21 protein-coding genes are annotated in these 22406 nt (G+C 69.3%); 8 read left to right on the plus strand and 13 right to left on the minus strand.

The window, feature by feature from the left end; translation table 11 throughout:
* Window positions 1-143: 143 nt before the first annotated feature.
* Both mnmG and AC5P98_RS06600 read right to left on the minus strand, forming a co-directional pair.
* Complete coding sequence (gene mnmG / locus AC5P98_RS06595; protein ID WP_100450757.1) at window positions 144-2033, minus strand: tRNA uridine-5-carboxymethylaminomethyl(34) synthesis enzyme MnmG; 1890 nt, start codon at window positions 2031-2033, stop codon at window positions 144-146.
* A 546-nt stretch (window positions 2034-2579) separates the two neighbouring features.
* On the minus strand, window positions 2580-3071 hold the full coding sequence (locus tag AC5P98_RS06600) for a hypothetical protein (RefSeq protein WP_049403950.1): 492 nt from the start codon (window positions 3069-3071) through the stop codon (window positions 2580-2582).
* Between the two features lie 160 nt (window positions 3072-3231).
* On the opposite strand from AC5P98_RS06600, the gene AC5P98_RS06605 reads away from it, so the two are divergent.
* Window positions 3232-4194 carry a pyridoxal-phosphate dependent enzyme gene (locus tag AC5P98_RS06605; protein ID WP_014648768.1) on the plus strand — a complete coding sequence of 321 codons (963 nt, stop codon included), beginning with the start codon at window positions 3232-3234 and terminating at the stop codon, window positions 4192-4194.
* Entirely contained in the window at window positions 4179-4823 is a 645-nt protein-coding gene (locus AC5P98_RS06610) for a YdcF family protein (protein WP_049403949.1), read from the plus strand. Before AC5P98_RS06605 ends, AC5P98_RS06610 begins: the two co-directional genes overlap by 16 nt.
* Window positions 4824-5452: 629 nt before the next feature.
* Here AC5P98_RS06610 and bioC read toward each other — a convergent pair.
* From bioC to bioB, 5 genes are all read right to left on the minus strand, one after another.
* Window positions 5453-6337, minus strand: coding sequence for a malonyl-ACP O-methyltransferase BioC (gene bioC / locus AC5P98_RS06615; RefSeq protein ID WP_014648766.1), 885 nt, complete (start codon window positions 6335-6337; stop codon window positions 5453-5455).
* 12 nt (window positions 6338-6349) lie between these two features.
* Window positions 6350-7129 carry an SDR family oxidoreductase gene (locus AC5P98_RS06620; protein WP_014648765.1) on the minus strand — a complete coding sequence of 260 codons (780 nt, stop codon included), beginning with the start codon at window positions 7127-7129 and terminating at the stop codon, window positions 6350-6352.
* 29 nt (window positions 7130-7158) lie between these two features.
* Window positions 7159-7938: a pimeloyl-ACP methyl ester esterase BioH gene (gene bioH / locus AC5P98_RS06625; RefSeq protein ID WP_032957531.1), complete on the minus strand. Its 780-nt coding sequence runs from the start codon at window positions 7936-7938 to the stop codon at window positions 7159-7161.
* Window positions 7939-7956: 18 nt separating this feature from the next.
* Window positions 7957-9180: an 8-amino-7-oxononanoate synthase gene (gene bioF / locus AC5P98_RS06630; protein WP_049405411.1), complete on the minus strand. Its 1224-nt coding sequence runs from the start codon at window positions 9178-9180 to the stop codon at window positions 7957-7959.
* Window positions 9181-9247: 67 nt separating this feature from the next.
* Window positions 9248-10291, minus strand: coding sequence for a biotin synthase BioB (gene bioB, locus AC5P98_RS06635; protein ID WP_014648762.1), 1044 nt, complete (start codon window positions 10289-10291; stop codon window positions 9248-9250).
* Between the two features lie 160 nt (window positions 10292-10451).
* Between bioB and AC5P98_RS06640 the strand changes: the two genes are divergently transcribed.
* The 6 genes from AC5P98_RS06640 to AC5P98_RS06665 all read left to right on the plus strand — a co-directional run bounded on the left by AC5P98_RS06640 (window position 10452) and on the right by AC5P98_RS06665 (window position 15021).
* A complete protein-coding gene (locus tag AC5P98_RS06640; RefSeq protein ID WP_049405410.1) occupies window positions 10452-11015 on the plus strand; it encodes a DUF3658 domain-containing protein in 564 nt (187 codons plus the stop codon).
* 115 nt (window positions 11016-11130) lie between these two features.
* Window positions 11131-11691 (plus strand): HAD family hydrolase, encoded by a 561-nt coding sequence (locus tag AC5P98_RS06645; protein ID WP_197561745.1) that lies wholly within the window; start codon window positions 11131-11133, stop codon window positions 11689-11691.
* A gap of 123 nt (window positions 11692-11814) precedes the next feature.
* Window positions 11815-13155: a chloride channel protein gene (locus AC5P98_RS06650; RefSeq protein ID WP_032957527.1), complete on the plus strand. Its 1341-nt coding sequence runs from the start codon at window positions 11815-11817 to the stop codon at window positions 13153-13155.
* Window positions 13156-13248: 93 nt separating this feature from the next.
* Window positions 13249-13944: a ComFC family protein gene (locus AC5P98_RS06655; RefSeq protein ID WP_049405408.1), complete on the plus strand. Its 696-nt coding sequence runs from the start codon at window positions 13249-13251 to the stop codon at window positions 13942-13944.
* A gap of 58 nt (window positions 13945-14002) precedes the next feature.
* Entirely contained in the window at window positions 14003-14554 is a 552-nt protein-coding gene (locus AC5P98_RS06660) for an HdeD family acid-resistance protein (protein WP_014648758.1), read from the plus strand.
* A complete protein-coding gene (locus AC5P98_RS06665; RefSeq protein ID WP_046433045.1) occupies window positions 14551-15021 on the plus strand; it encodes a SecDF P1 head subdomain-containing protein in 471 nt (156 codons plus the stop codon). Before AC5P98_RS06660 ends, AC5P98_RS06665 begins: the two co-directional genes overlap by 4 nt.
* 52 nt (window positions 15022-15073) lie before the next feature.
* On the opposite strand, the gene AC5P98_RS06670 is transcribed toward AC5P98_RS06665, so the two are convergent.
* The 6 genes from AC5P98_RS06670 to AC5P98_RS06695 all read right to left on the minus strand — a co-directional run bounded on the left by AC5P98_RS06670 (window position 15074) and on the right by AC5P98_RS06695 (window position 22403).
* Complete coding sequence (locus AC5P98_RS06670; RefSeq protein WP_049405405.1) at window positions 15074-16852, minus strand: MFS transporter; 1779 nt, start codon at window positions 16850-16852, stop codon at window positions 15074-15076.
* Window positions 16853-17044: 192 nt separating this feature from the next.
* Window positions 17045-18160, minus strand: a complete 1116-nt coding sequence (gene nagA / locus AC5P98_RS06675; RefSeq protein WP_032957517.1) for an N-acetylglucosamine-6-phosphate deacetylase — start codon at window positions 18158-18160, stop codon at window positions 17045-17047.
* Window positions 18157-18933, minus strand: a complete 777-nt coding sequence (locus AC5P98_RS06680; protein ID WP_032957542.1) for a DeoR family transcriptional regulator — start codon at window positions 18931-18933, stop codon at window positions 18157-18159. The genes nagA and AC5P98_RS06680 overlap by 4 nt, the downstream gene beginning before the upstream one ends.
* 33 nt (window positions 18934-18966) lie before the next feature.
* The gene (locus AC5P98_RS06685; RefSeq protein WP_032957515.1) at window positions 18967-20301 is read right to left on the minus strand and encodes a D-tagatose-bisphosphate aldolase, class II, non-catalytic subunit; all 1335 of its coding nucleotides are present in this window, start codon (window positions 20299-20301) and stop codon (window positions 18967-18969) included.
* Window positions 20302-20317: 16 nt separating this feature from the next.
* Window positions 20318-21256, minus strand: coding sequence for an ROK family protein (locus AC5P98_RS06690; RefSeq protein WP_049405402.1), 939 nt, complete (start codon window positions 21254-21256; stop codon window positions 20318-20320).
* Entirely contained in the window at window positions 21249-22403 is a 1155-nt protein-coding gene (locus AC5P98_RS06695) for an SIS domain-containing protein (RefSeq protein WP_049405400.1), read from the minus strand. The genes AC5P98_RS06690 and AC5P98_RS06695 overlap by 8 nt, the downstream gene beginning before the upstream one ends.
* Window positions 22404-22406: the final 3 nt, after the last annotated feature.

Below are 22406 nucleotides of genomic sequence, written 5' to 3' on the forward strand. Positions count from 1 at the left end.
CGGCACCCACCAAGGCAGACACATGTGCCGACCAAGGTCGGCACCCACCAAGGCAGACCCATGTGCCGACCAAGGTCGGCACCCACCAAGGCAGATTCATGTGCCGACCAAGGTCGGCACCCACCAGAAGCGGACGGTGCTGCCTACGCCACGCGGCCGCGGCGTGCACGCTCCAGGTGCACCAGCAGCAGCGAGATTGCCGCCGGGGTCATGCCCGGGATGCGCTGCGCCTGGCCGATGGTCTGCGGACGCACGCGTTCCAGCTTCTGCAGGGCTTCGGCCGACAGCCCGCGCACCGTGGCGTAGTCGAAGGCTTCAGCGATCGGCGTGGCTTCATGCCGCTGCTGGCGCTCGATCTCCTCGCGCTGGCGGTCCAGGTAGCCGGCGTACTTCACGCCGATCTCCACCTGCTCGGCCACCTTGGCGTCGGCCACGGCCGGGCCCAGCGACGGCACCTGCATCAGCTGCGCGTAATCCAGCTCGGGGCGCTTGATCAGGTCCAGCACGTTGGTTTCGCGGCTGACCGCCACGCCCAGCGTGTCCTGCACTTCGCGGCCCAGCGCATTGGCCGGGGTCGCCCACAGCGCGCCCAGGCGCGCGCGCTCGGCGGCGACGGCGGCCTGCTTGGTCTCGAACGCGCTCCAGCGCTGGTCATCCACCAGGCCCATCTCGCGGCCGGCCGGGGTCAGGCGCTGGTCGGCATTGTCCTCGCGCAGCTGCAGGCGGTACTCGGCGCGGCTGGTGAACATGCGGTACGGCTCGTTGGTACCGTGGGTGATCAGGTCATCCACCAGCACGCCCAGGTAGGCCTCGTCGCGACGCGGGCACCAGCCGTCCAGCCCACGCACCTGGCGTGCGGCGTTGAGGCCGGCCAGCAGGCCCTGCGCGGCGGCTTCTTCATAGCCGGTGGTGCCGTTGATCTGGCCGGCGAAGAACAGGCCGTTGACCAGCTTGGTTTCCAGCGAAGCCTTCAACCCGCGTGGATCGAAGAAGTCGTACTCGATCGCGTAGCCGGGGCGGGTGATGTGCGCGTTGCCGAAGCCGCGGATGCTGCGCACCATCTCCAGCTGCACGTCGAACGGCAGCGAGGTGGAGATGCCGTTGGGGTAGATCTCGACGATGCCCAGGCCTTCGGGTTCGACGAAGATCTGGTGGCTGGCCTTCTCGGCGAAGCGCACCACCTTGTCCTCGATGGACGGGCAGTAGCGCGGGCCGATGCCTTCGATCTGGCCGCTGTACAGCGGCGAGCGGTGCAGCGCGTCGCGGATGATCTGGTGGGTCTGTTCGGTGGTGTGGGTGATCCAGCAGCTGACCTGCTGCGGATGCTCGTCCACCGAACCCAGGAAGGACATCACCGGGCGCGGCGAGTCGCCGGGCTGCTCATCCATCACGCTGTAGTCCAGCGAGCGGCCGTCGATGCGCGGCGGCGTGCCGGTCTTCAGGCGGTCCACCTGGAACGGGCGCTCGCGCAGGCGCGCGGCCAGCGTGGTGGCCGGCGGGTCGCCCATGCGGCCGGCGGCGTACTGAGTCGGGCCGACATGGATCTTGCCGGCCAGGAAGGTGCCGGCGGTCAGCACCACGGCCTCGGCATCGAAGCGCAGGCCGGTCTGGGTGATGACCCCGCGCACGGCGTCGCCGTTGATGACCAGGTCATCGACGGCCGCCTGGAACACGGTCAGGTTGGCCTGGCCTTCAACGATGGCGCGGATCGCCATGCGGTACAGGTTGCGGTCGGCCTGGCAGCGGGTGGCGCGCACGGCCGGGCCCTTGGAGGCGTTGAGGGTGCGCCACTGGATGCCGGCACGGTCGGCGGCATGCGCCATCGCACCACCCAGGGCGTCGATTTCCTTGACCAGGTGGCCCTTGCCGATGCCTCCGATGGCCGGGTTGCAGCTCATCGCGCCCACCGTTTCGATGTTGTGGGTCAGCAGCAGGGTGCGCACGCCGGTACGGGCCGCGGCCAGCGCGGCTTCGGTGCCGGCGTGGCCACCGCCGATGACGATGACGTCGTAACGATGGAAGGACGGGTTCATGGGGCTGTTCAGCTGGGGGCGGGCGCGGCCGGGGCGGCGCCGGGGTGGCGATTTTAGCGCCATTCGGGGCCGCGGCGTCGGTGCCGGCCGGCCGGCGTCGAAATCAGCCCTAAAGTTGGCAGGATTTTTGCAGATAACCCAATAGCACCCACCGTGGCTGGCGCCGCAGGCGCCCGTGACCGGAATTGGAACAGGGGCCGGTACAGGCGCACGGTGGGGGAGCAGAGGGCCGGCAGTCGGGGGACTGTCCGGCCCTGTTTTTTTGGGATTGCCGGGAAAGGCCCGACCACGCATGGCGTGGATCTACCGACGCTGGGGCTCTCTCCGGTTGGCGACCCGGCAAAACAGACGGCCCCGCAGTGCGGGGCCGTCTGTCTTCAGAGGTGCCGACATCCGACAGGGCCGGAACAGGGGGGATCCAGATGTTCCTGTCGGATATCGACGTAGAGATTTTTGCGGCGGCCCGTCTCGTTTTTGTCACTTTGTGACGCGGGCCGTCACCGGTTCCGTAGAGTGCAACCTGGACCGGGTGAAATGCAAGACGGTTCAGCGCTCAACTGTGCGCTGCGTCCCACGATCCATGTTGCGCCACGGGGAACCGTTCATCCTCGGCGCGCTCGGCGCCGGGGCCGGACGGGCCGGCGGTGGCGGCGCCGACGGCTGGATGTTCGACTGCGGCGGGCGACGCATCGAGTCCATGTTCCGCCACGGCGAACCGCCGTTGTACGACGGCCGCGGCGGCGGCGGCGGACGGTTCTCGCCACCGTTGCCGGGCGGGCGCGGTGGCGGACGGTGGTTGTGCGGCGGGCGGTAGATCGGGCGCGAGTAGTACGGATTGCCATAGCCGCCGTAGTAGCCGCCATAGCCGCCGTAGTAAGGGTAGCCGTAGTTGTAGGGATAGCCGGCCGGGTAGCGGTACTCCACCGACGGCGCACCGTGGTAGTAGCTGCCGCTGCGGCCACCGCCGACATAGTCGTAGGTGGTGCAGCCGGTCAGGGCCAGCAACAGGCCACCGGCAAGCATCAGGCGCGTTTTCATGGTGGGTCCCCCCAGAGGACGGGTTGTGCAGTCAGCTTCGTGCGCAGGCGTTGAATCGGCCCTTAACTTCACTGCCCAGGATGAATGGAGGTGAAGGCCCTCATGCTGGCATGACCTGTGCCGGGGTCGCCAGCGTGGGGCCATACGTTAATCTTGCGTCATGAGCGATTCACTGTTGCCCCGTGCCGACGATGTCCTGGCTGCCGCTGCGCGGATCGCGCCGCACGCCAGCGTGACCCCGGTGCTGCGCTCGCGCACGCTTGATGCGCTGGCCGGCGCGCAGCTGGCGTTCAAGGCCGAGCACCTGCAGCGCGGCGGCGCATTCAAGTTCCGCGGGGCCTGCAACGCGGTGTGGTCGCTGGATGCCGATCGCGCCCGTGCCGGCGTGGTCACCCATTCGTCCGGCAACCACGGCGCTGCCCTGGCCCTGGCCGCGCGCACCCGTGGCATTCCCTGCCACGTGGTGGTGCCCGAAGGTGCGGTGGCGGCCAAGCTGGCCAACATCGCCCGCCACGGTGCCACGCTCTGGCGCTGCCCGCCGACCATCGCCGACCGCGAGGCCGCCTGCGCCAAAGTACAGGCTGATACCGGCGCGACCCTGGTCCATCCCTATGCGGACCCGGCGGTGATGGCCGGGCAGGGCACCGCGGCCCTGGAGCTGCTGCACAGCGACGGTCCGTTCGACGTGCTGGTAGTCCCAGTCGGAGGGGGCGGCTTGGCCAGCGGTACCGCCCGGGCCCTGCAGTTCGCCAGTCCCCAGACCCGGCTGGTGCTGGCCGAACCGGCCGGTGCCGACGACACCGCGCGCTCGCTGGCCGCAGGCGAGCGCCAGGGCGCGTTCACCCCTGACACCATCTGCGACGGCCTGCGTACCCTGATCGGCGCCCCCAACTTCGCGCTGCTGCGCGCGGCCGGCGTCGAGGTGATCGTGGTCGACGACGCCGCCACCATGGCCGCGATGCGCCTGCTGTGGGAGGTGCTCAAGCAGGTGGTCGAGCCGTCCTCGGCCACCGTGCTGGCCGCGGTGCTGGCACAGCCGCAGCGGTTCGCCGGCCTGCGGGTGGGCCTGGTGCTGTCCGGTGGCAATGTCGACCTGCCCGCGCTGCGTTGGGGGGCGCCTTGAGCCGCGACCGGCACCGGCCCCGCACCGGCCTGCTGGGCTGGCTGTGGCGGCTGTTCGTGCTGCTGGTGGTCTGGCTGCTGGGCGTGACCGCCTGGATCGTCTGGGTGGGGGAGCGCGACCAGGCAGCCAAGGCCGACGCCATCATCGTGCTCGGTGCGGCGGCCTATGACGCCAAGCCGTCGCCGGTATTCGAAGAACGCATCCGTCATGGCCTGGATCTCTATGAAGCCCAGTACGCGCCACTGCTGATCTTCACCGGCGGCTACGGTGGCACCGGCGCGCGCTTTTCCGAATCGCAGGTGGCGCGGCGCTATGCGCTCAAGCATGGCGTGCCGGACGATGCGATCCTGATCGAGACCGCCTCGCGCAACACCGTGCAGAACCTGGTCGAGGCCAAGCGGCTGATGGACCAGCGCGACCTGCACCGGGTGATCATCGTCAGCGACCCGTTGCACATGGCGCGCGCGCTGCGCCTGAGCAAGGCGCTGGGCATCGATGCGCTGGCCTCGTCCACGCCCAGCACGCGCTTCCGCAGCTTCCACACCAGCTGGCGCTTCCTGGTGCAGGAAATCTATTTCTTCCACCGCGACCTGGTGCGGCCGCCGCTGAGTTCGCCGGCCAACACCTGAGGGCGGAAGCCTGATCTGGGCAGATGCCCATCGTGGAATCGTGAGGTTGCCGGCCAGCGGCCGGCACTACCGGGCGATCAGGTCTGCCTGCGCCGGATCGGGATCGCCGACACCGCCCGGATTGGGTGGATGCCGACCAAGGTCGGCACCTACCCGGGCGATTCGCGCACGATGTGGCATACGGTAGTGCCGGCCGCTGGCCGGCAGACGCCCATCGTGGAATCGTGAGGTTGCCGGCCAGCGGCCGGCACTACCAGACGATCAGGTCTGCCTGCGTCGGATCGGGATCGCCGACACCGCCCGGATTGGGTGGGTGCCGACCAAGGTCGGCACCTACCCGGGCGATTCGCGCACGATGTGGCATGCGGTAGTGCCGGCCGCTGGCCGGCAGATGTCCATCGTGGAATCGTGAGGTTGCCGGCCAGCGGCCGGCACTACCAGCCGGTCAGGTCTGCCTGCGCCGGATCGGGATCGCCGACACCGCCCGGATTGGGTGGGTGCCGACCAAGGTCGGCACCTACCCGGGCGATTCGCGCACGGTGTGGCATGCGGTAGTGCCGGCCGCTGGCCGGCAGACGCGCATCATGGAAACGTGAGGTTGCCGGCCAGCGGCCGGCACCACCGGGCGATCAGGTCTGCTTGCGCCGGATCGGGATGGCCGACACCGGCACCGAGGCCACGTCATGCCCGCCTTCGCGGATCGGTGCGCCCGGGTCCGGTGCCCAGGCGTGGGCGTAGATCACTTCCCAGCTGCTGGGCAGCTTGCCGTCGGCGCGTCGCATCGGTTCATACGCCGCTGCCGCCGCGGCGAAGCGGCCACGCCCGGTCAGCGTGTGGCGGCGGTCCACCCGCGCATTGGTCGCGCCCATCGCGCGCAGCTCCCGCATCAGCGAGGGCAGGTCGTCGTAGGTCAGGGTGAACAGGTCGCGGTCCAGCACCGGGTCGCGGAAACCGGCCATCATCAGCGCATCGCCGAACTGGGCGATCTGCGCGAAGCGGCTCACGTGCGGGCGGTCATCGGCGGCCGCGAACGCTTCGTTGAGTTCGACCAGCGTGTCCGGGCCGAAGGTGGAGCACAGCAGCAGGCCGCCGGGCTTGAGCACGCGACGGAACCCGGCGAACACCGCCGGCAGGTCGTCCACCCACTGCAGGCACAGGTTGCTGAAGATCACGTCCACGCTGTTGTCGGCCAGTGGCAGCGCGGCGGCGTCGCCGCACAGGCGCTGGAACGGCTTCCACCAGCCGGCCTGGCGCTTGGCCTGGTCCAGCATCGGCAGCGCCACGTCCAGCGCGATCACCTGCGCCTTCGGCCAGCGCTTCTTCATCAGCGCACTGGCGTGGCCGGTACCCGCGCCGATGTCCAGCACTACCTCGGGTTTACGTGCCTCCAGGTAGTCCAGCGATTCCACCAGCCGCGCCTGCACCTCGCGCTGCAGGGCGGCGGCGGCGTCGTAGCTGTTGGCGGCGCGGGCGAACGCGCGGCGGACATGGCGGGCATCGAAGTGGGACGGCATTGCGAAAGTCTCTTAGAACGTACCGGGGTAGGCGCCGCCGTCGATCAGCAGGTTCTGCCCGGTGAGGTAACCGGCCTGTGCGCTGCACAGGAAGGCGCAGGCCGCGCCGAATTCATCCGCCGTGCCGAAGCGGCCGGCCGGGATCTGCTGGCGGCGGCGTTCGGCCACTTCGGCAGCATTGCCGTCCTTGCCCGCACTGTGGGCGAAGTTGGCGCGCAGGCGGTCGGTGTCGAACTGGCCGGGCAGCAGGTTGTTGATGGTGACATTGTGTGCCACGGTGCGGCGCGACAGCCCGGCGACGAAGCCGGTCAGGCCGCTGCGCGCGCCGTTGGACAGCGCCAGGATGTCGATCGGGGCCTTCACCGCCGACGAGGTGATGTTGACGATGCGGCCGAAGCCACGCGCGATCATCGCGTCCACGGTCGCGCGGATCAGCGCGATCGGCGCCAGCATGTTGGCGTCCAGCGCGGCGATCCAGTCGTCGCGCTCGAAACTGCGGAAGTCGCCCGGCGGCGGGCCACCGGCATTGGTGACCAGGATGTCCACCTGCGGGCACGCGGCGAGCGCTGCGGAGCGACCGGCCTCGGTGGTCACGTCGGCGGCGACCACGCGGACTTCGGCGGCGCCGGGCAGGGCGCGCAGCGCTTCGGCGGCGGCCTGCAGCGCAGCCTCACCACGGGCCACGATCACTACGTTGACGCCCTCGCGCACCAGCGCACGCGCGCAGCCCAGGCCCAGCCCCTTGCTTGCGCCGCAGACCAGTGCCCAGCGGCCGTTGATACCCAGATCCATGCATCAATCCTGCGGAATGAGGAAGGCGCTCATTGTCCGCCATCGGCCGGTGACAGGCCGGCAACGAAGTGTTGCAGGGCGGCGGCCACCTCGTCGGCATGGCCGAGGAAGGGCGCATGGCCGCCGTGGGCGATGGTCAGCGCCTGCGCACCGGGGGCCAGTGCCGCGGCGGCCTGCATTGCCGCCGGAGACACCAGCCGGTCACGCTGGCCGGCGATCCACAGGCTGGGCTTGGCCAGCGTCGGCAGTGCGCCACGCAGGTCGGTGCTTTCCAGCAGGCGCAGGCCTTCCAGCAGGGCGCGTTCGGTGGGTGCACCGCGCTCGACCAGGCGCTGGCGCAGCGTGCGCAGCTCCTCGCGGGCGTGTGCCGAGCCCATGACATCCAGCGCCAGGAAGCGTTCCAGGGTGCCACCGAAGTCGGTGGCCAGCTCGCGCCCGAACTGCTCGAACACCGCCGGCTCCACCGCATGCGGCCAGTCGTCGCCACGCACGAAGCGCGGCGTGGCCGCGATCATCGCCAGCCCGCGCACCTTCGGCAGTGTCGCGGCGGCGTGCAGCGCGAACAGGCCGCCCAGCGACCAGCCGCACCACACCGCAGGCGGCGTGGCCGCGGCAATGGCATTGACCACGAACGGCAGGCGCAGCGGCGTGGTGTCCTCGCGGCTGTGGCCATGGCCCGGCAGATCAACCAGATGCAGGGTGAAGTGATCGGCCAGGCGTTGCACCAACGGCGCGAACACGCCGCCCTGCAGGGCCCAGCCATGGATCAGTACCAGGTCCGGCCCCTGGCCGGTGACGTCGATATGCATGGGGAAACGGCAACAGGCTCAGGCGAAGACAGGCAGCGGCGGTGGCGCGGCCTCACGCGCGGCCAGGTTGACGCGATCGCGCGCGCTGGCAATGGCTTCGACCAGGCCACGCACCTGCTCGGGGGTGTGCAGCGCGGACAGCGTGACGCGCAGGCGCGCCTTGCCTTCGGGAACCGTGGGCGGGCGGATCGCGCCGACCAGCCAACCGGCCTGTTCCAACGCCTGGGACATCGCCACGGCGCGATGGTCGTCGCCACACAGCAGCGGCTGGATCGGCGTTTCCGAGGCCATCAGGTCCAGGCCATGGCGGCGGGCTTCGCCGCGGAACAGCGCGATCAGATCGGTCAGTTTCGAGCGCCGCCAGTTGTCACGGCGCGCCAGGCGCACCGCTTCCAGTGCTGCGGCGGCCAGCGCCGGCGGCATCGCAGTGGTGTAGATGTACGGGCGTGCGGTTTCGGCCAGGTGCTCGACCAGGTCGTCGCGGCCCAGCACCAGCGCGCCGGAACCGCCCAGTGCCTTGCCCAGCGTGACCAGCTGCAGCGGCACATCGTCCACGCCCAGCCCGGCGGCGGCCACGGCACCACGCCCATCACCGACCACGCCCACGCCGTGCGCATCGTCCACATAGAACAGCGCCTGCTGCAGGCGTGCCACCAGCGACAATGCACGCAGCGGTGCGATGTCGCCATCCATGCTGAACACACCGTCGGTGGCCAGCATCGCCGCGCCATCGGGCGCGTGCTTGAGCTGGCGCATCGCGCCTTCGGCGTCGAGGTGCGGATAACGGCGCAGGCGCGCACCCGCCAGCCGCGTCGCATCGAGCAGGCTGGCGTGGTTGAGCTTGTCCTGCACGCACACATCGTTCTCTTCGCTCAGCAGCGCCTGCTGCACGGCCAGGTTGGCGGCGAAACCACTGCCGAACAGCAGCGCGCGCGGGTAGCCCAGCCACTCCGCCACTTCGCGCTCCAGTGCCTCATGCAGAGCGTGGTGGCCGCAGACCAGATGCGAGGCGCCCGCGCCGGAGCCTTCGCGTGCGGCCGCATCCTGCAATGCGTTGACCACGCTGAACTGCTGGGCCAGGCCCAGGTAATCGTTGCTGCAGAAGCCGGTCAGCCACTGGCCGTCCACCTCCAGGCGGACGCCATCACGACGGCTGACCGTGCGCCGCGTGCGGCGACGGCCTTGGGCATCGCGCAGGGCGCGTTGGGCGTGGAGGCGGGCGGTCAGGTCGGGGCGGGCCATGGCGGCTGAATGCGGCGACGGGGCGGCTAGGGTAGCGCGTTGCCGCGGCGCCTGCTTGCGGCCCGTCTCAGGCCGCGTGAGCGCAGCCACAGGCGGGCGCATCGGCGCTGATATCAGCGTGCACGGTGCCGCCGTGGTCGTGGCCCTCGGCATCCACCTGCACCGCCATCGGCTGCAACCCCAGCCGCGCGAACAGGGCCAGGTCGCGCTCGCTCTCCGGGTTGCCGGTGGTCAGCAGCTTGTCGCCGTAGAAGATCGAGTTGGCACCGGCCACGAAGCACAGCGCCTGCAGTTCGTCGCTCATCGCCTCGCGACCGGCCGACAGCCGCACCATCGAACGCGGCATGGCGATGCGTGCCACCGCGATCATGCGCACGAACTCGAACGGATCCAGTTCGGCACTGCCATGCAGTGGCGTGCCCGCCACCTGCACCAGCTTGTTGATCGGCACCGAATCGGGATGCGCCGGCAGCGTGGCCAGCGCCAGCAGCAGGCCCACGCGCTGCGCGCGCGTCTCGCCCATGCCGACAATGCCGCCGCAGCAGGTTTTCAGACCGGCATCGCGCACGTGCGCCAGCGTGTCCAGGCGGTCCTGGTACTGGCGCGTGTGGATGATCGAATCGTAGTAGTCCGGCGCGGTGTCGAGATTGTGGTTGTAGTAGTCCAGGCCGGCGTCCTTCAGCGCACGCGCCTGCTCGCCACTGAGCATGCCCAGCGTGGCGCAGGTTTCCAGGCCCAGTGCCTTCACCCCGGCGATCATCGCCGCCACCTTCGGGATGTCGCGGTCCTTCGGCGATCGCCACGCGGCACCCATGCAGAAGCGCGATGCGCCGGCAGCCTTGGCCTGGCGTGCCTTGGCCAGCACCGCGTCGGTGTCCATCAGCTTCTGCGCGTTCACCCCGGTGCTGTAGCGCTGTGCCTGCGGGCAGTACGCGCAGTCTTCCGGGCAGCCGCCGGTCTTCACCGACAACAGCGTGGACACCTGCACCTGCGCTGGGTCGAAGTGCTCGCGATGGACTGCGGCGGCGCGGAACAGCAGCTCGGGGAACGGCAGATCGAACAGCGCCTGCAGTTCGTCGTGTTGCCAGTCGTGGCGGATGGCAGCAGCCATGGCGGGACCTTGGGTACGAGTGGAGCGAGGGCGGCAGTGTGGGTGGGTTGGTGAGCCCTGTCAACTTGATTGATTCCCATGTGGTTTACATAGACTGACCGCCATGAATGGGCGCTACGGTGTAAGTTCATTGCTGCATACGGACGCGCGAGCACGTGCCATGAACAGCTACCAGCCCTACCCGATCCGCCGCGACGCGGTGCTGTGCAGCCTTGCCGAACTGCCCGACGGCGGCCTGCGCGTGGTGCTGGATGATCTTCGCCAGTCCGACACGCCAGGGCAGTGGAAGAACCACGTCTTCGTGACCTTCAAGGACTACCCGGCAGGGCAGCTCGATCCGGCGACGTTGCCGAAGGAGGAGCTCGAGGCTTTCGGCCACTATGTGCTGGTTCGCCTGTTGGCCATCAATGGCTGCCTGCGCGATACGGACGAGCGCTCCGACAACGATGCCCATCTCACTGACCAGGCGCGGCAGAACATCGCCGCGCTGACCAGCGAGGACATCGCCTCGATCGATGAGCAGCTGTTCTCCCTCTGCGACGGGCAGTTCCGAAAGATCGCCTACATTGTGGGCATGGTCATGTCGCTGCAGCCGAAGTGCCGATCGGGAATTCCCGATGTGTTCTATGCACGGCGTGTACGCATGCTGGTGGAACGGGGCATGTTGCAGGCGCAGGGCGACCTCACGCGGATGGGCTGTTGCGAAGTGCGCGTCCGGCAGTAGGCTTGCGCCCACCAGGACCTGGCTGGAACTGTGCTTACATCTACCTGCTGGAAGGACACATGCTGAAGTCCATCCAGAAGATGGCGGCAGCCGAGGCAATGAAAGAAGGATGCGCATGGAACCGGACACGATGCCGCAGGGCGGAAAGCTGCTGATACTCGATCTGGATGAGACGCTGGTGCATGCCAGCGAGCGTGAACTGGAGCGAGCCGCGGATTTCCGCCTCGTCGGCTACCACGTCTACCTGCGGCCCCATCTGCAGGCATTCCTCGACTATGCCTTTGCCCATTTCACGGTGGGTGTGTGGACGTCGTCCGGGCAACTGTACGCCGAACCGCTGGTGGACCGGCTGATGCCGGGGCGTCCGCTGGCGTTCCTGTGGTCCGCGCCGCGGTGCAGCACGGCCCGTGATTGGGAAACCGGCGGTTACACCTCGCAGAAGCGGCTGGGCACGCTGAAGCGCCACGGCTTCCGTTTGGAGCAGATGATCGGTATCGATGACACGCCCGGCAAGTACGCCAGAAACTACGGAAATCTGGTCGCGGTGCGTGAGTTCACCGGTGATCCGGCTGATGACGAGCTGGCCCATCTGCAGCTGTATCTGGAGTGGCTGCGGCAGCAGCCCAACGTGCGAGCGGTGGAGAAGCGCCGGTGGCGGGAGCGCCTGCACGCATAGGTAGCTGCACAGGGCAGGTGCTATCGGCGAGCACCCGCACTCGCGCGTTTCACCGCATCCTGCAAGGCCTGCAGCCACAATAACCGCTGCCCAACGCAAGCGCTGGCGCGCAGACTGTGCCCCATGACCGATCTCCATCGCCTCCGCGGCCGCATCACCGCGCTGGTTCTCAGCGAGGCCTGGCGCCGCCGCGCCGCGCTCTGGGGCGGCGCTGTGGCCGTAGCGCTGGTGGCCATCCTGTTCGCCAAGGCCAGCGACGCGGCCTTCCATCTGTTCCAGCGCATCACCGCGCACTCGCCGTGGTGGGCCCTGCTGCTCACGCCGGGCATCTTCGCGCTGCTGGCCTGGTTGACCAGTGGCGTGCTGAAGCCCACGCGGGGCAGCGGCATTCCGCAGGTCATCGCTGCGTTGGACAAGCCCGATGAGCCATTCCGGAAGACCAATCTTTCGCCTGCGGTCTCAGCCGGCAAGCTGCTGCTGACCTCGTTGTCGCTGCTCGGCGGCGCGTCCGTCGGACGCGAAGGTCCCACGGTGCATGTGGGTGCCAGCCTGATGTACCTGTTCGGCCGCTGGTTCGGCTTCAGGGATCCTCGCGAGCTCTCGCACTTTCTGCTGGCCGGCGGTGCAGCGGGCATTGCCGCGGCGTTCAACACGCCGCTGGCCGGCATCGTATTCGCCATCGAGGAGCTCAGCGGCCGTTTCGAGCATCGCTTCTCCGGCACCCTGCTGACGGCGGTGATCGTCGGTGGCGTGGTGTCGCTGGGCCTGCTTGGCAACTACACCTACTTCGGCCATGTGAGCGCGCGGCTGCCGCTGGGGCAGGGCTGGCTGGCGATCCTGCTGTGCGGCGTGGTGGCCGGGTTGCTGGGCGGCCTGTTCGCGCGCGCGGTGCTGGCCAGTGCGGCGGGCCGCCCGCGTTGGCTGGGCCAGCTGCGCCAGCGGCATCCGGTGCTGCTGGCCGCAGGCTGCGGCCTGGCGGTGGTGGCACTGGCTTTGACGTTCGGCGACGGCGCGTTCGGCACCGGCTACGAACAGGCGCGCAGCCTGGTGCAGGGGCAGGCGTTGGTCGGCCACGAGTTCGGGTTGATGAAGCTGCTGGCCAACCTGGCATCGTACGTGGCCGGCATACCCGGCGGCCTGTTCTCGCCCGCGTTGGCGGTCGGCGCGGGGCTGGGCCACAACCTGGCGGTGCTGATGCCGGGCGTGGATCCGCGCGCGTTCGTGCTGCTGGGCATGTGCGCGTACCTGACCGGCGTCACCCAGGCACCGCTGACCTCGGCGGTGATCTCGCTGGAGCTGACCGACAGCGGCGATCTGCTCCTGCCGATCCTGGCCACGGTGCTGATCGCGCGGGGCGTGTCCGGTCTGGTATGCCGGGTGCCGATCTATCGTGGGTTGGCGGAGGTGTTGACGGCGTCGGCCGTTGCATCAACCGGGCCTGGGCAGGGCGGACGCCTTTCCTGATCGGCAGCACCCTCTGCAGTTGCGGGCAGTCCCGACACTGCGATCGGTGCTTCGCCGATGGCCGCACATGGGCAGCGCGATGAAGCATGGGCAATGCGCATTGATCTCCTGCGTTCGGCAACCCGTGTCTCCCGCGCACTGCTGGGTCTCCTGCTGCCACTGCGCTGCCTGGTCTGCGGCGATCCGGGCCATGATGATCTCGATCTGTGCCGCGCCTGCCTCGCCGGACTGCCCTGGGCCGGTCGCGCCTGCCTGCGGTGTGCACTGCCGTTGCCGGATGAGGGCCTGATCGTCTGCGGCAGCTGCCGCGAGGAAGCACCACCGCAGACGGCCACGCACGCCAGCCTGCTGTACCTGCCGCCGGTGGACCAGCTGCTGCTGCGCTACAAGTTCCATCAGGACCTGGCGGCCGGTCGCCTGCTGGCGCAGTTGATGCAGCGCGCACCACCGCCCTGGTCCTGCCCGCCGCTGGTGCCGGTGCCGCTGCACCGCCGGCGCCTGCGCCAGCGCGGCTACAACCAGGCTGCCGAGCTCTGCCGGCTGCTGCCGTTGCCGGTCTGGCAGGGGCTGTACCGGCGGCGGCACACCGCACCTCAGTCCGAACGCACGGCCGAACAGCGCAGGGAAAACCTGTTCGATGCGTTCGATGTCCACGGGCCGGTGCCCACGCATCTGACCGTGGTCGACGACGTGATGACCACCGGCAGCACGGTGATGGAAATCGCCGAAACCCTGCGCTGCGTGGGCGCCAGAGAGGTGCGGGTATGGGTGTGCGCGCGGGTGCCGTGATCGCTCCCTTCATCGCAACGGGCTAGGATGAACCCGGTTCCGGATCGAAGGAGTGACCATGAATTCCCCCTTGTCTCCCTTGTTGTCAGCGGTTGGCCGCAGCTGGTGGATCCTGCTCCTGTATGGCCTGGTCGCGCTCGGCTTCGGCATCATCGCCATCGGTTGGCCGCTGTCCGCAGCCATGGCATTGGCCTGGACGCTGGGCGTGATGGCCATCATCGAAGGGGTCATCAGCCTGTTCGCACTGATCAGTGGTGGCAGCGGCGCCTCGCGCGGCTGGCTGGCGCTGTATGCCATCGCTTCGCTGGGCTTCGGCATCCTGGCGGTGATCAACCCGCTGGCCACCGCCAGCGTGCTGGTGCTGTTCCTGGCGGCGTGGCTGCTGGTAGCCGGCATCTATCGCATCGTCTTCGCGATCCGCGTGCGCAAGCAGATCCAGGGCGAGTGGCTGCTGATCCTCAGTGGCGTGCTGGCGGTGGTGCTGGGGCTGCTGTTCGCGGCCAATCCATACGCAGGCGTGGCGGTGACCACGCTGTGGATCGGCATTGGCAGCCTGCTGTACGGGCTGCTGCAGGTGCTGGTGGCGTTCAAGCTGCGGAAGCTGAAATGAGGGGCGCGCTTCCGCTCCTGCTGGGCGCGGCGCTGGTGCTGGCCGGATGCATGCCGGGTGCCACGCCCGGTGCGCTGGCAGGCAAGGATCATGCGCCGCGCGCCGGCGTGGACGTGCGCCTGAGCGCGGTCGATGCGGCTGGCAACGGCACTCCGGCGCACTGGCAAGGTGAAACCCTGGCCCTGCGCGAGCCGCCGATTGCCGGCAGTGCGGACATCGCCGATGTGCGCTACGTGCTGGACGATGCCAAGCAGCCAGGCCTGCAGATCCGCTATCGGCCAGAAGCGCATCAGCGCATCCACGATGGCACCTCGGCCCTGGTGGGCCAGCGCGCGGCGATCAGCGTGGACGGCCGCGTGCTGATGGTGGCGACGGTGAAAGGCCCCTTCGGGGAATCGATGATGCTGAGCGGGCTGCCGAGCATTGCCGAGGCGCAGGCGCTGGCCAGGCACATCACCGGTCAGTGACGGGCGCGCCAACACCACCACGCTACGCGCGGAGGTCGACCAAGGTCGACCGCTACCGTGCGAACCGTGCCTCGATCTCCTCCAGTGACTTGCCCTTGGTCTCCGGCAGCCAGAACGCGGCTACCAGGAAGAACACGAACGTGCACGCCGCCCAGAACAGGAACATGCTGGCGTAGCCGTAGTGGCCCACCGTGGGCAGGAAGATGGCGGCGATGGTCGTGGACACGAACTGGTTGATCAGCAGGGCGATGCTCATGCCGTTGGAGCGGATGCGATTGGGCATCAGTTCCGACAGTGCCAGCCACACGCAGACGCCGGGGCCGACCGCGAAGAACGCGACGAACACCAGGATGCAGGCGGCTACCGCCCAGCCATGCGCCGGCGGCGGCACCGGGCCGATGCGGGCCTGCTCGATGCGCAGCGGTGCCTGTGCGGCCTTGGCCGGGTCGGCGAACGGGTTCAGATGCAGCTTGCGGAAGAACGCGCCGATCACACTGTCCGGCTGCACGGTCCCGGCACGCTCGATGCGCAGCTCGCGGTCGGTCAGGCTGTCGCTGCGCAGGGCGCGCACATTGGTGAAGTCACCGTAGGCGTACGACACGGTCAGCTGCATCGGCCGGCCTTCGCTGATTATGCCACCGCCCAGGCGCTGCCACTGTGCGTCGTCCAGCACCAGCCGCAGGCCGTCGCCGCTGACCGCCGCCTGCAGCCGTGGCTGCACGTCGGCGCGGCCACGCTCGGCCTGGAAGAACAGCGTGGCGGCAGCCAGCAGGGCCACGCAGATGCCGCCGCTGCCGAGCATCAGCAGGAACTTGCGGCCCTTGCGGTCGACCAGCAGCAGCGCGACCACGGTCATCACCGCGTTGAGCAGCTTGATCGCCACGTCGGCGCCGTTGGCCACCGAGCCGGACAGGCCGGCCTGGTTGAGGATGTTCACCGCGTAGGCCAGCACCGAATTGATGCCGGTGGCCTGGGTGCAGGCCAGCACCACGCAGGCCAGCACGAACGGCACCACGTAGCGTCGGCTCAGCAGTGGGTCGCGCTTGCCGTCGCTGCTGCTCGATTCCGGCGCCTGGATCTGTGCAAGGGTGGGTTCCACGTCGGCAGCAGGCAGCACCCGCTGCAGGCTGCGGCGGGCATCATCGACGCGGCCGCGGCGCACCAGCCAGCGCGGCGATTCGGACAGCCAGAAGATGCCGGCACAGAACAGCAGGCCGGGCGCCAGACAACTCCAGAAGATGGTGCGCCACGCATGATCCTTCACCGTGAACAGTTCCTGCGCCTGCTGCGCCAGCGGCAGCGAGCGCGCGGCTTCGGCGGCGGCATCCACCGCATGTGCGTGGTACAGCCCGATCAGTGCCGCCAACACCAGGCCGATGGTCAGCAGCAGCTGGAACATCGCCGCACCGCGCCCACGCCGCTCGGGGCTGAGCACTTCGGCCAGGTACAGCGGGATCACCACGCCGATCAGGCCGCCACTGATGCCCTGCAGCAGCCGCCCGAGCAGCAGCGGCGTGTAGCCCGAGGCCAGCGCCATGATCGGAATCGACGCGGTGAACAGCAGGCCGGCCAGCAGCATCGCGCCGCGGCGACCGATCAGGTCGGCGACCATGCCGGCGAACAGCGAGGACAGCACGCTGCCCAGCAGCACCGCCGCCACCACGAAGCCGAGTTGCTGGCTGCTGAGCTGCCAGGCGTGGCTGGCCGTTGCCTCCAGGTAGGGCAGGGCGCCGGCGATGATGCCGATGTCGATGCCGTACAGCAGGCCGCCGAGGCCGCCGATGAAGAGCAGGTAGCGTACGGGCCAGCGCGGGGCGGTGCTTGCAGTCATCGGCAGTTCCTGTGGTAGCGCCGGGCCAGGCCCGGCGGCGGTTCGTCGCAGAGTGCATTCTGTAGAGCCGAGCCATGCTCGGCTGCTTTCCGTTCCGATATCGAGCTTCCCCATGCCGCGCTTCGCGCGGTGAGCCGAGCATGGCTCGGCTCTACAGGGAGCCCGCGCGGCATCCGGGCCGCATCGCTTGCGTCAGGTCAGATCGACCACGCGCCCACCAATGACCACCTGCTGCAGGCGCAGTTCGGCGTCCAGCACCACCAGGTCGGCGCGGGCGTCGGGCGCGATGCGGCCGCGATCACCCAGGCCCAGATAGTCGGCCGGGAAGGTGGAAACCCGCTGCGAGGCGTCGGCCAGGTCCAGGCCGACGCGCACCAGGTTGCGCAGCGCCTGGTCCATGGTCAGTGCGCTGCCGGCCAGCGAACCCGTCGCCAGGCGCACGCAGCCGCCGCACTTGTGCACGCGCTGCTCGCCCAGCGCGTACTCGCCGTCGGGCATGCCGGTGGCGGCAGTCGCGTCGGTCACCGCGTACAGGCGCGGGATCGCGCGCGCGGCCAGCCGGATAACGCCGGGGTGGATGTGCTGCAGGTCGGGGATGATCTCGGCGTACTGCGCATGCGCCAGCGCCGCCGCCGCAATGCCCGGGCGATAGTGGTCGACGCCGGTCATGCCGTTGAACAGATGGGTGAAACCGGAGGCACCGGCCTGCAGCGCCGCCACGCCCTCCTCGTAGGTGCCGGCGCTGTGGCCCAGCTGCACGCGGATGCCCATCGCCGAAAGCGCGGGTATCAACGCGGTGTGCTCGCCGATCTCCGGCGCCAGCGTCATCACCCGGATCGGCGCCAGCGCGTGCAGCTGCTGCACCAGTGCCACCGTCGCCTCGATCGTACGATTGGGCTGTGCGCCCAGCCGCTGGGGGCTGATGAACGGTCCTTCCAGATGCACGCCGACGATGCTGGCGGCGTCGGCATCGGGCGCCGCCATTGCCGCAGCGACGCCGTGCAGCGCGTGCTCGATCTCGTCCAGCCCGGCGGTCATGGTGGTCGCCAGCAGCGTGGTGGTGCCGAAGCGCAGATGGGTGCGGGCGATGGTGCGTGCCACGTCGCCGCCCTGCATCAGGTCCACGCCGGCCGCGCCATGCACATGCAGGTCGACGAAGCCGGGCAGGATCACCGGCAGCTGCAGGTCGTCGGCGCCGCTGTGGTCGTCCACCTGCAGCTGGCGCACGCGTGAATCGAAGTGGACGTGCCCGCGCCGCCAGCCCAGCGGGGTGAGGATGCGGCCATGCAGGGTGCGGGTCTCGGTCATGCGGTGGGCTCGGCGATGATCACTTCGATGCCCAGCCGCTGCAGCCCTTCGCGGGTTGCATCGTCGATGCCGGCGTCGGTGATGATGGCGTGGATCTGATCCAGCAGGGCGATGCGGTGCAGGCTGACGCGGCCGAACTTGGAGGCATCGGTCAGCACCACGATGCGGCGCGCACGCTCGACCATGCGGTGATTGAGGCGGGCTTCGGCCTCGTCGTGGGTAGTCAGGCCGAACTGCAGGTCCAGGCCGTCCACGCCCAGGAACAGGGTGTCGAAGCTGTACGAGTTGAGGCTGGCTTCGGCCTGGCTGCCCTGCAGCGACAGCGACTGCTGGCGCAGCAGGCCACCGGTCAGCAGCACGGTGATGCCCGCGGCATTGGCCAGTTCCCAGGCGATGTTCAGGCCGTTGGTCATCACCGTCACGTCGCGATGCGCGCGCAGGTGGCGGGCCAGCGTCATCGTTGTCGAGCCGGAATCGATGATGATGTTGTCACCCGGCTGCACCAGGCGCGCAGCACGCGCACCGATCGATTCCTTCAGTGGCAGGTTCAGCGCGTCCTTCTCATGGATGTCCTGTTCCTGCGGCGGCGTGCGCACCAGGGTCGCGCCGCCGTGGGTGCGGTTGGCCAGGCCCTGCGATTCGAAGTGGGTCAGGTCGGCACGGATCGTCACCGCCGACACGCCGAAGCGCTCGACCAGATCGGCCACCTGCACCGAGCTGTGCTCGATCAGCAGCTGCAGGATCTGTTGCCGGCGGGAGCGGGTGTTGCGCATGGCCATTCTCGGTTTCGCGGGAGAAGGTAGAGATTAGCCGTTCGCAGGAACGCCGGCAGCCGAACCTGCGTTCTGCGTGCGGGGTCCGGCCTGGTTGGCGCTGCAGGCACGGGCGTACTCACCCAGGCACAGGCCGATGCGGTGCTGCACCAGCGCGGTGGGGGTGTTGGCCAGGCTGCCTTCGCGCACGGCGCGGTACTGCTCCGGCAGGTACTGGCTGAGCAGCACCAGCGGCGGCGCATGCTGCTCCAGGTTGGCGAACAGGGTCTGCACCGCCTGTACCAGCGCCGGCTCGCCCCAGTAGTAGCGGCAGCGGTCGCTGAAGGAATAACGGCGCAGCAGGCGCAGCGCGGCGGCATCGCCCTGGTAGTAGGACTGCCAGTACTTCGGCTGCGCCACCATCACCTCGTCCAGCACCTGCGGCAGGCGCGAGCACTGTGCGGCCGGCAGCAGTTCGGCCTCGATCGCGGCCAGCGCGAACAGTGCCTCGCGGTAGGCGAAGGTGGCCGCCGGGCCGACCTTGAGGATGGCGAAGTGGTCGCGTACCAGCGCATGCAGGCCGCTTTCGCGCTGGTAGTCGGTGGAATGTGCTTCGAACACGATGCGCGGCTGCCGCTCGAGGAAGTCGGCCAGCGCATGGGCGGCGTCCGGGTTGTACTCATGCACGCTGCTGTGGTCGAAGTCCACGCCAGGCTGCACCACCATCGCGATCACGCGCTGCCACGCATCGCGCAGCTGTGGCGTGTCGAACGCCTGCTGGTGGATGGCCAGGGTCTGCGCGGCGGCAGCCGGCGTGGTCACCTGCAGGCCTTCGGCCAGCGAGGCTTCGCCGCCGGGAATCGGCACCTCGGTACCGATCACGTAGACCGGCGGCGGCAGGCCGTGTTCGGCGGCGGTGCGTTCGGCGATCTCGGCAAGCTCGGCCGAACGTGCAGCGACGATGGCATCGGGCAGCGGCACCGGGTCATCGGCGCAGGACATGCTGCAGTCGAGGTGGATCTTGTGGAAACCGGCGGCGACGTAGGCTTCGATCAGCACGCGCGCGTGGGTCATCGCTTCGGCCGCCGGGCGCTTCTGCCAGGCATTCGGGCCGAGATGGTCGCCGCCCAGGATCAGCCGTTCGCGTGGGAAGCCTTCCTCATCGGCCAGGGTGCCGACGTAATCGCGGTACTGCGGCGGGGTCATGCCGGTGTAGCCGCCGAACTGGTCGACCTGGTTGGAGGTGGCCTCGACCAGCAGCACGGTGCCATGTGCCTGTGCCACGTGCATGGCCGCGCGCAGCACCTGCTCGTTGCTGCAGCAGACGCTGTACAGGCCGACATTGGCACCGGCGCGGTGGGAAGCAAGCAGGGTCTGCAACGGGGACATGGTCAGGCTCCGGACATCAGGAAAACGAGGGTTGGCAGGCGAGCAGGGCGGCACCACGTGCGCCACCGGCATCGCCGAAGCGTGGCGGCACGATCGGTGGCACCTGCACACCCTTGAACAGGTGGGCGGCGATGGCGGCGGGCAGGTGCTGGTACAGCGGCGCGTACTGCGAAAGGCCGCCGCCGAGCACGATCACGTGCGGGTCCAGCGCCAGCACCAGCGCGGCCAGGCTGTGGCCGAGCAGGTCGCGATGGATGTCCAGCGCCTTGCGCGCGCGGGCATCACCGGCTTCGGCCAAGGCGATCACCGCGCTGGCGTCGGCGGCGCTGCCACCAAGGTGGCGCTCGATCATCGCCACGCCACTGCCGGACACATAACGCTCCACGCAGCCCTGCAGGCCGCAGGCGCAGTCGATCAGCGGCAGGCCGTGGCGCTGCAGCAGATGACCGGGCACGCTCCAGTGGCCCCATTCGCCGGCCAGCCCGTTGAAACCGGTCAGCAGGCGGCCCTGCACGCAGAAACCACCGCCAGCACCGGTGCCGAGGATGGCGCCGAACATGCTGGGGTAGCCGTCGGCGGCACCGCCGTGTGCTTCAGACAGGGCAAAACACTGCAGGTCGTTGCCGAAATGCAGCGGGCGTTGCAGCCGCGCCTGCAGATCCGCGGCCACGCTGTGGCCGGTCAACGCAGGCACGTTCGCGCTGAGCTGGCGGCCGCTGCGTCGGTCGCGCACGCCGGGCAGGGCGATGCCGATCGCCGCATCACTACGGCCCAGTGCGGCATCGGCCTCGGCGACCAGCGCCACGACTGCCTGCAGGAAACCGTCGTAGTCACCCTGTGGGGTGGCCACGCGGCGGCGCCAGGTAACCTGCATCGCCGCATCGCACGCCACCAGCTCGATCTTGGTGCCGCCGATGTCGATGCCGTAGCAGGCGTGGGCGATCAGCTCAGCCATGGTGGATGGTGACGCCCTTGACGACGCGGTTGACGGTGCCGTCCGGGAACGGGTTGTCCGGGGTCAGGCCCAGCGCGGCCGAGCGCTGCAGTGCGAACAGCTGCGCAAAGCCCAGCCACACCGGTGCCAGCCACGGATCGTCCAGTGCCGGCACGGTGAGGGTGTATTCGTCGTCGGCGCCGATGTCCGAATGCGGACCGATCGCCAGCACCTGGCCGGCCACGCCGTCGCGGCGCAGTTCTTCCAGCAGGTCCTGTTCGTAGCGGCGCGCCAGCGGCTGCACGCTGCGCAGCACCACCACCAGGGTGTTGCCATCCAGCGTCGACTTCGGGCCATGACGGAAGCCCAGGGGTGTGTTGGCCAGCGCCAGCACGCGGCCAGCGGTGAGCTCCAGCACCTTCAGCGCGCACTCGCGTGCCAGTGCTTCCAGCGGGCCGCTGCCGAGGTAGATGATGCGGTTGAACGGGCGCTGCGCCAGTGTCGCCACCGGTGCATCCCACTGCGCCAGGCCTTCGCGGGCCAGTGCGGCGATCTGCTTCAGGCGCGTCACGCGCGCATCCCACGGCGAACGATCGAACACGGTCAGCGCGGCCAGCAGCATGCAGGTCAGGCTGCTGGTCATGGCGAAGGCGCGGTCGCAGCTGGCCGACGGCATCAGCAGAGTGCAGGTATCGGCACGGCCGGCCCCACGGCGGGCCAGTTCGCCATCGGCGTTGCAGGTGATGTCGAGGAAGCGCGCGTCATCCACGTCGCTGCGCACGCGGTCAACCGCCGCCACGCTCTCCGGGCTGGAGCCACTGCGGCCGAACGAGACCAGCAGGGTCGGACGGTCGCGCTGCAGGTACAGCGCCGGGTGGGTCAGCAGGCTGGTGGTGTGCACCACGCGCACCTCGGCAGGCCATTGCGCGTTGATCGCGTCGGCCACCATTTCGGCGATGAAGCCGGAGCTGCCGGCGCCGGTGAACAGCACGCGCTGGTTGGGATCGTTGAGGCTGTCGCCGAGGAAGGCCTGCAGGCGGTCGCGGGCACGCGACAGGTCCTGTGCCAGGGCTTCCCACAGCGCAGGCTGCTGGGCGATTTCGGTAGCGGTATCGGCTCCGCCAAGGCGCTGCCAGGCGGACACATCGGAAAGCAGGGTGACGTCCATTCG

This window comes from Stenotrophomonas sp. YJH_SMC_135 (genome assembly GCF_059372355.1).

What these genes read in the sequence shown, in the direction of transcription:
- mnmG (WP_100450757.1), bottom strand. Translation starts at nt 2,033, where the DNA reads ATGAACCCGTCCTTCCATCGTTACGACGTCATCGTCATCGGCGGTGGC.
- AC5P98_RS06600 (WP_049403950.1), bottom strand. Translation starts at nt 3,071, where the DNA reads ATGAAAACGCGCCTGATGCTTGCCGGTGGCCTGTTGCTGGCCCTGACC.
- AC5P98_RS06605 (WP_014648768.1), top strand. Translation starts at nt 3,232, where the DNA reads ATGAGCGATTCACTGTTGCCCCGTGCCGACGATGTCCTGGCTGCCGCT.
- bioC (WP_014648766.1), bottom strand. Translation starts at nt 6,337, where the DNA reads ATGCCGTCCCACTTCGATGCCCGCCATGTCCGCCGCGCGTTCGCCCGC.
- AC5P98_RS06620 (WP_014648765.1), bottom strand. Translation starts at nt 7,129, where the DNA reads ATGGATCTGGGTATCAACGGCCGCTGGGCACTGGTCTGCGGCGCAAGC.
- bioH (WP_032957531.1), bottom strand. Translation starts at nt 7,938, where the DNA reads ATGCATATCGACGTCACCGGCCAGGGGCCGGACCTGGTACTGATCCAT.
- bioF (WP_049405411.1), bottom strand. Translation starts at nt 9,180, where the DNA reads ATGGCCCGCCCCGACCTGACCGCCCGCCTCCACGCCCAACGCGCCCTG.
- bioB (WP_014648762.1), bottom strand. Translation starts at nt 10,291, where the DNA reads ATGGCTGCTGCCATCCGCCACGACTGGCAACACGACGAACTGCAGGCG.
- AC5P98_RS06640 (WP_049405410.1), top strand. Translation starts at nt 10,452, where the DNA reads ATGAACAGCTACCAGCCCTACCCGATCCGCCGCGACGCGGTGCTGTGC.
- AC5P98_RS06645 (WP_197561745.1), top strand. Translation starts at nt 11,131, where the DNA reads ATGGAACCGGACACGATGCCGCAGGGCGGAAAGCTGCTGATACTCGAT.
- AC5P98_RS06650 (WP_032957527.1), top strand. Translation starts at nt 11,815, where the DNA reads ATGACCGATCTCCATCGCCTCCGCGGCCGCATCACCGCGCTGGTTCTC.
- AC5P98_RS06655 (WP_049405408.1), top strand. Translation starts at nt 13,249, where the DNA reads ATGCGCATTGATCTCCTGCGTTCGGCAACCCGTGTCTCCCGCGCACTG.
- AC5P98_RS06660 (WP_014648758.1), top strand. Translation starts at nt 14,003, where the DNA reads ATGAATTCCCCCTTGTCTCCCTTGTTGTCAGCGGTTGGCCGCAGCTGG.
- AC5P98_RS06665 (WP_046433045.1), top strand. Translation starts at nt 14,551, where the DNA reads ATGAGGGGCGCGCTTCCGCTCCTGCTGGGCGCGGCGCTGGTGCTGGCC.
- AC5P98_RS06670 (WP_049405405.1), bottom strand. Translation starts at nt 16,852, where the DNA reads ATGACTGCAAGCACCGCCCCGCGCTGGCCCGTACGCTACCTGCTCTTC.
- nagA (WP_032957517.1), bottom strand. Translation starts at nt 18,160, where the DNA reads ATGACCGAGACCCGCACCCTGCATGGCCGCATCCTCACCCCGCTGGGC.
- AC5P98_RS06680 (WP_032957542.1), bottom strand. Translation starts at nt 18,933, where the DNA reads ATGCGCAACACCCGCTCCCGCCGGCAACAGATCCTGCAGCTGCTGATC.
- AC5P98_RS06685 (WP_032957515.1), bottom strand. Translation starts at nt 20,301, where the DNA reads ATGTCCCCGTTGCAGACCCTGCTTGCTTCCCACCGCGCCGGTGCCAAT.
- AC5P98_RS06690 (WP_049405402.1), bottom strand. Translation starts at nt 21,256, where the DNA reads ATGGCTGAGCTGATCGCCCACGCCTGCTACGGCATCGACATCGGCGGC.
- AC5P98_RS06695 (WP_049405400.1), bottom strand. Translation starts at nt 22,403, where the DNA reads ATGGACGTCACCCTGCTTTCCGATGTGTCCGCCTGGCAGCGCCTTGGC.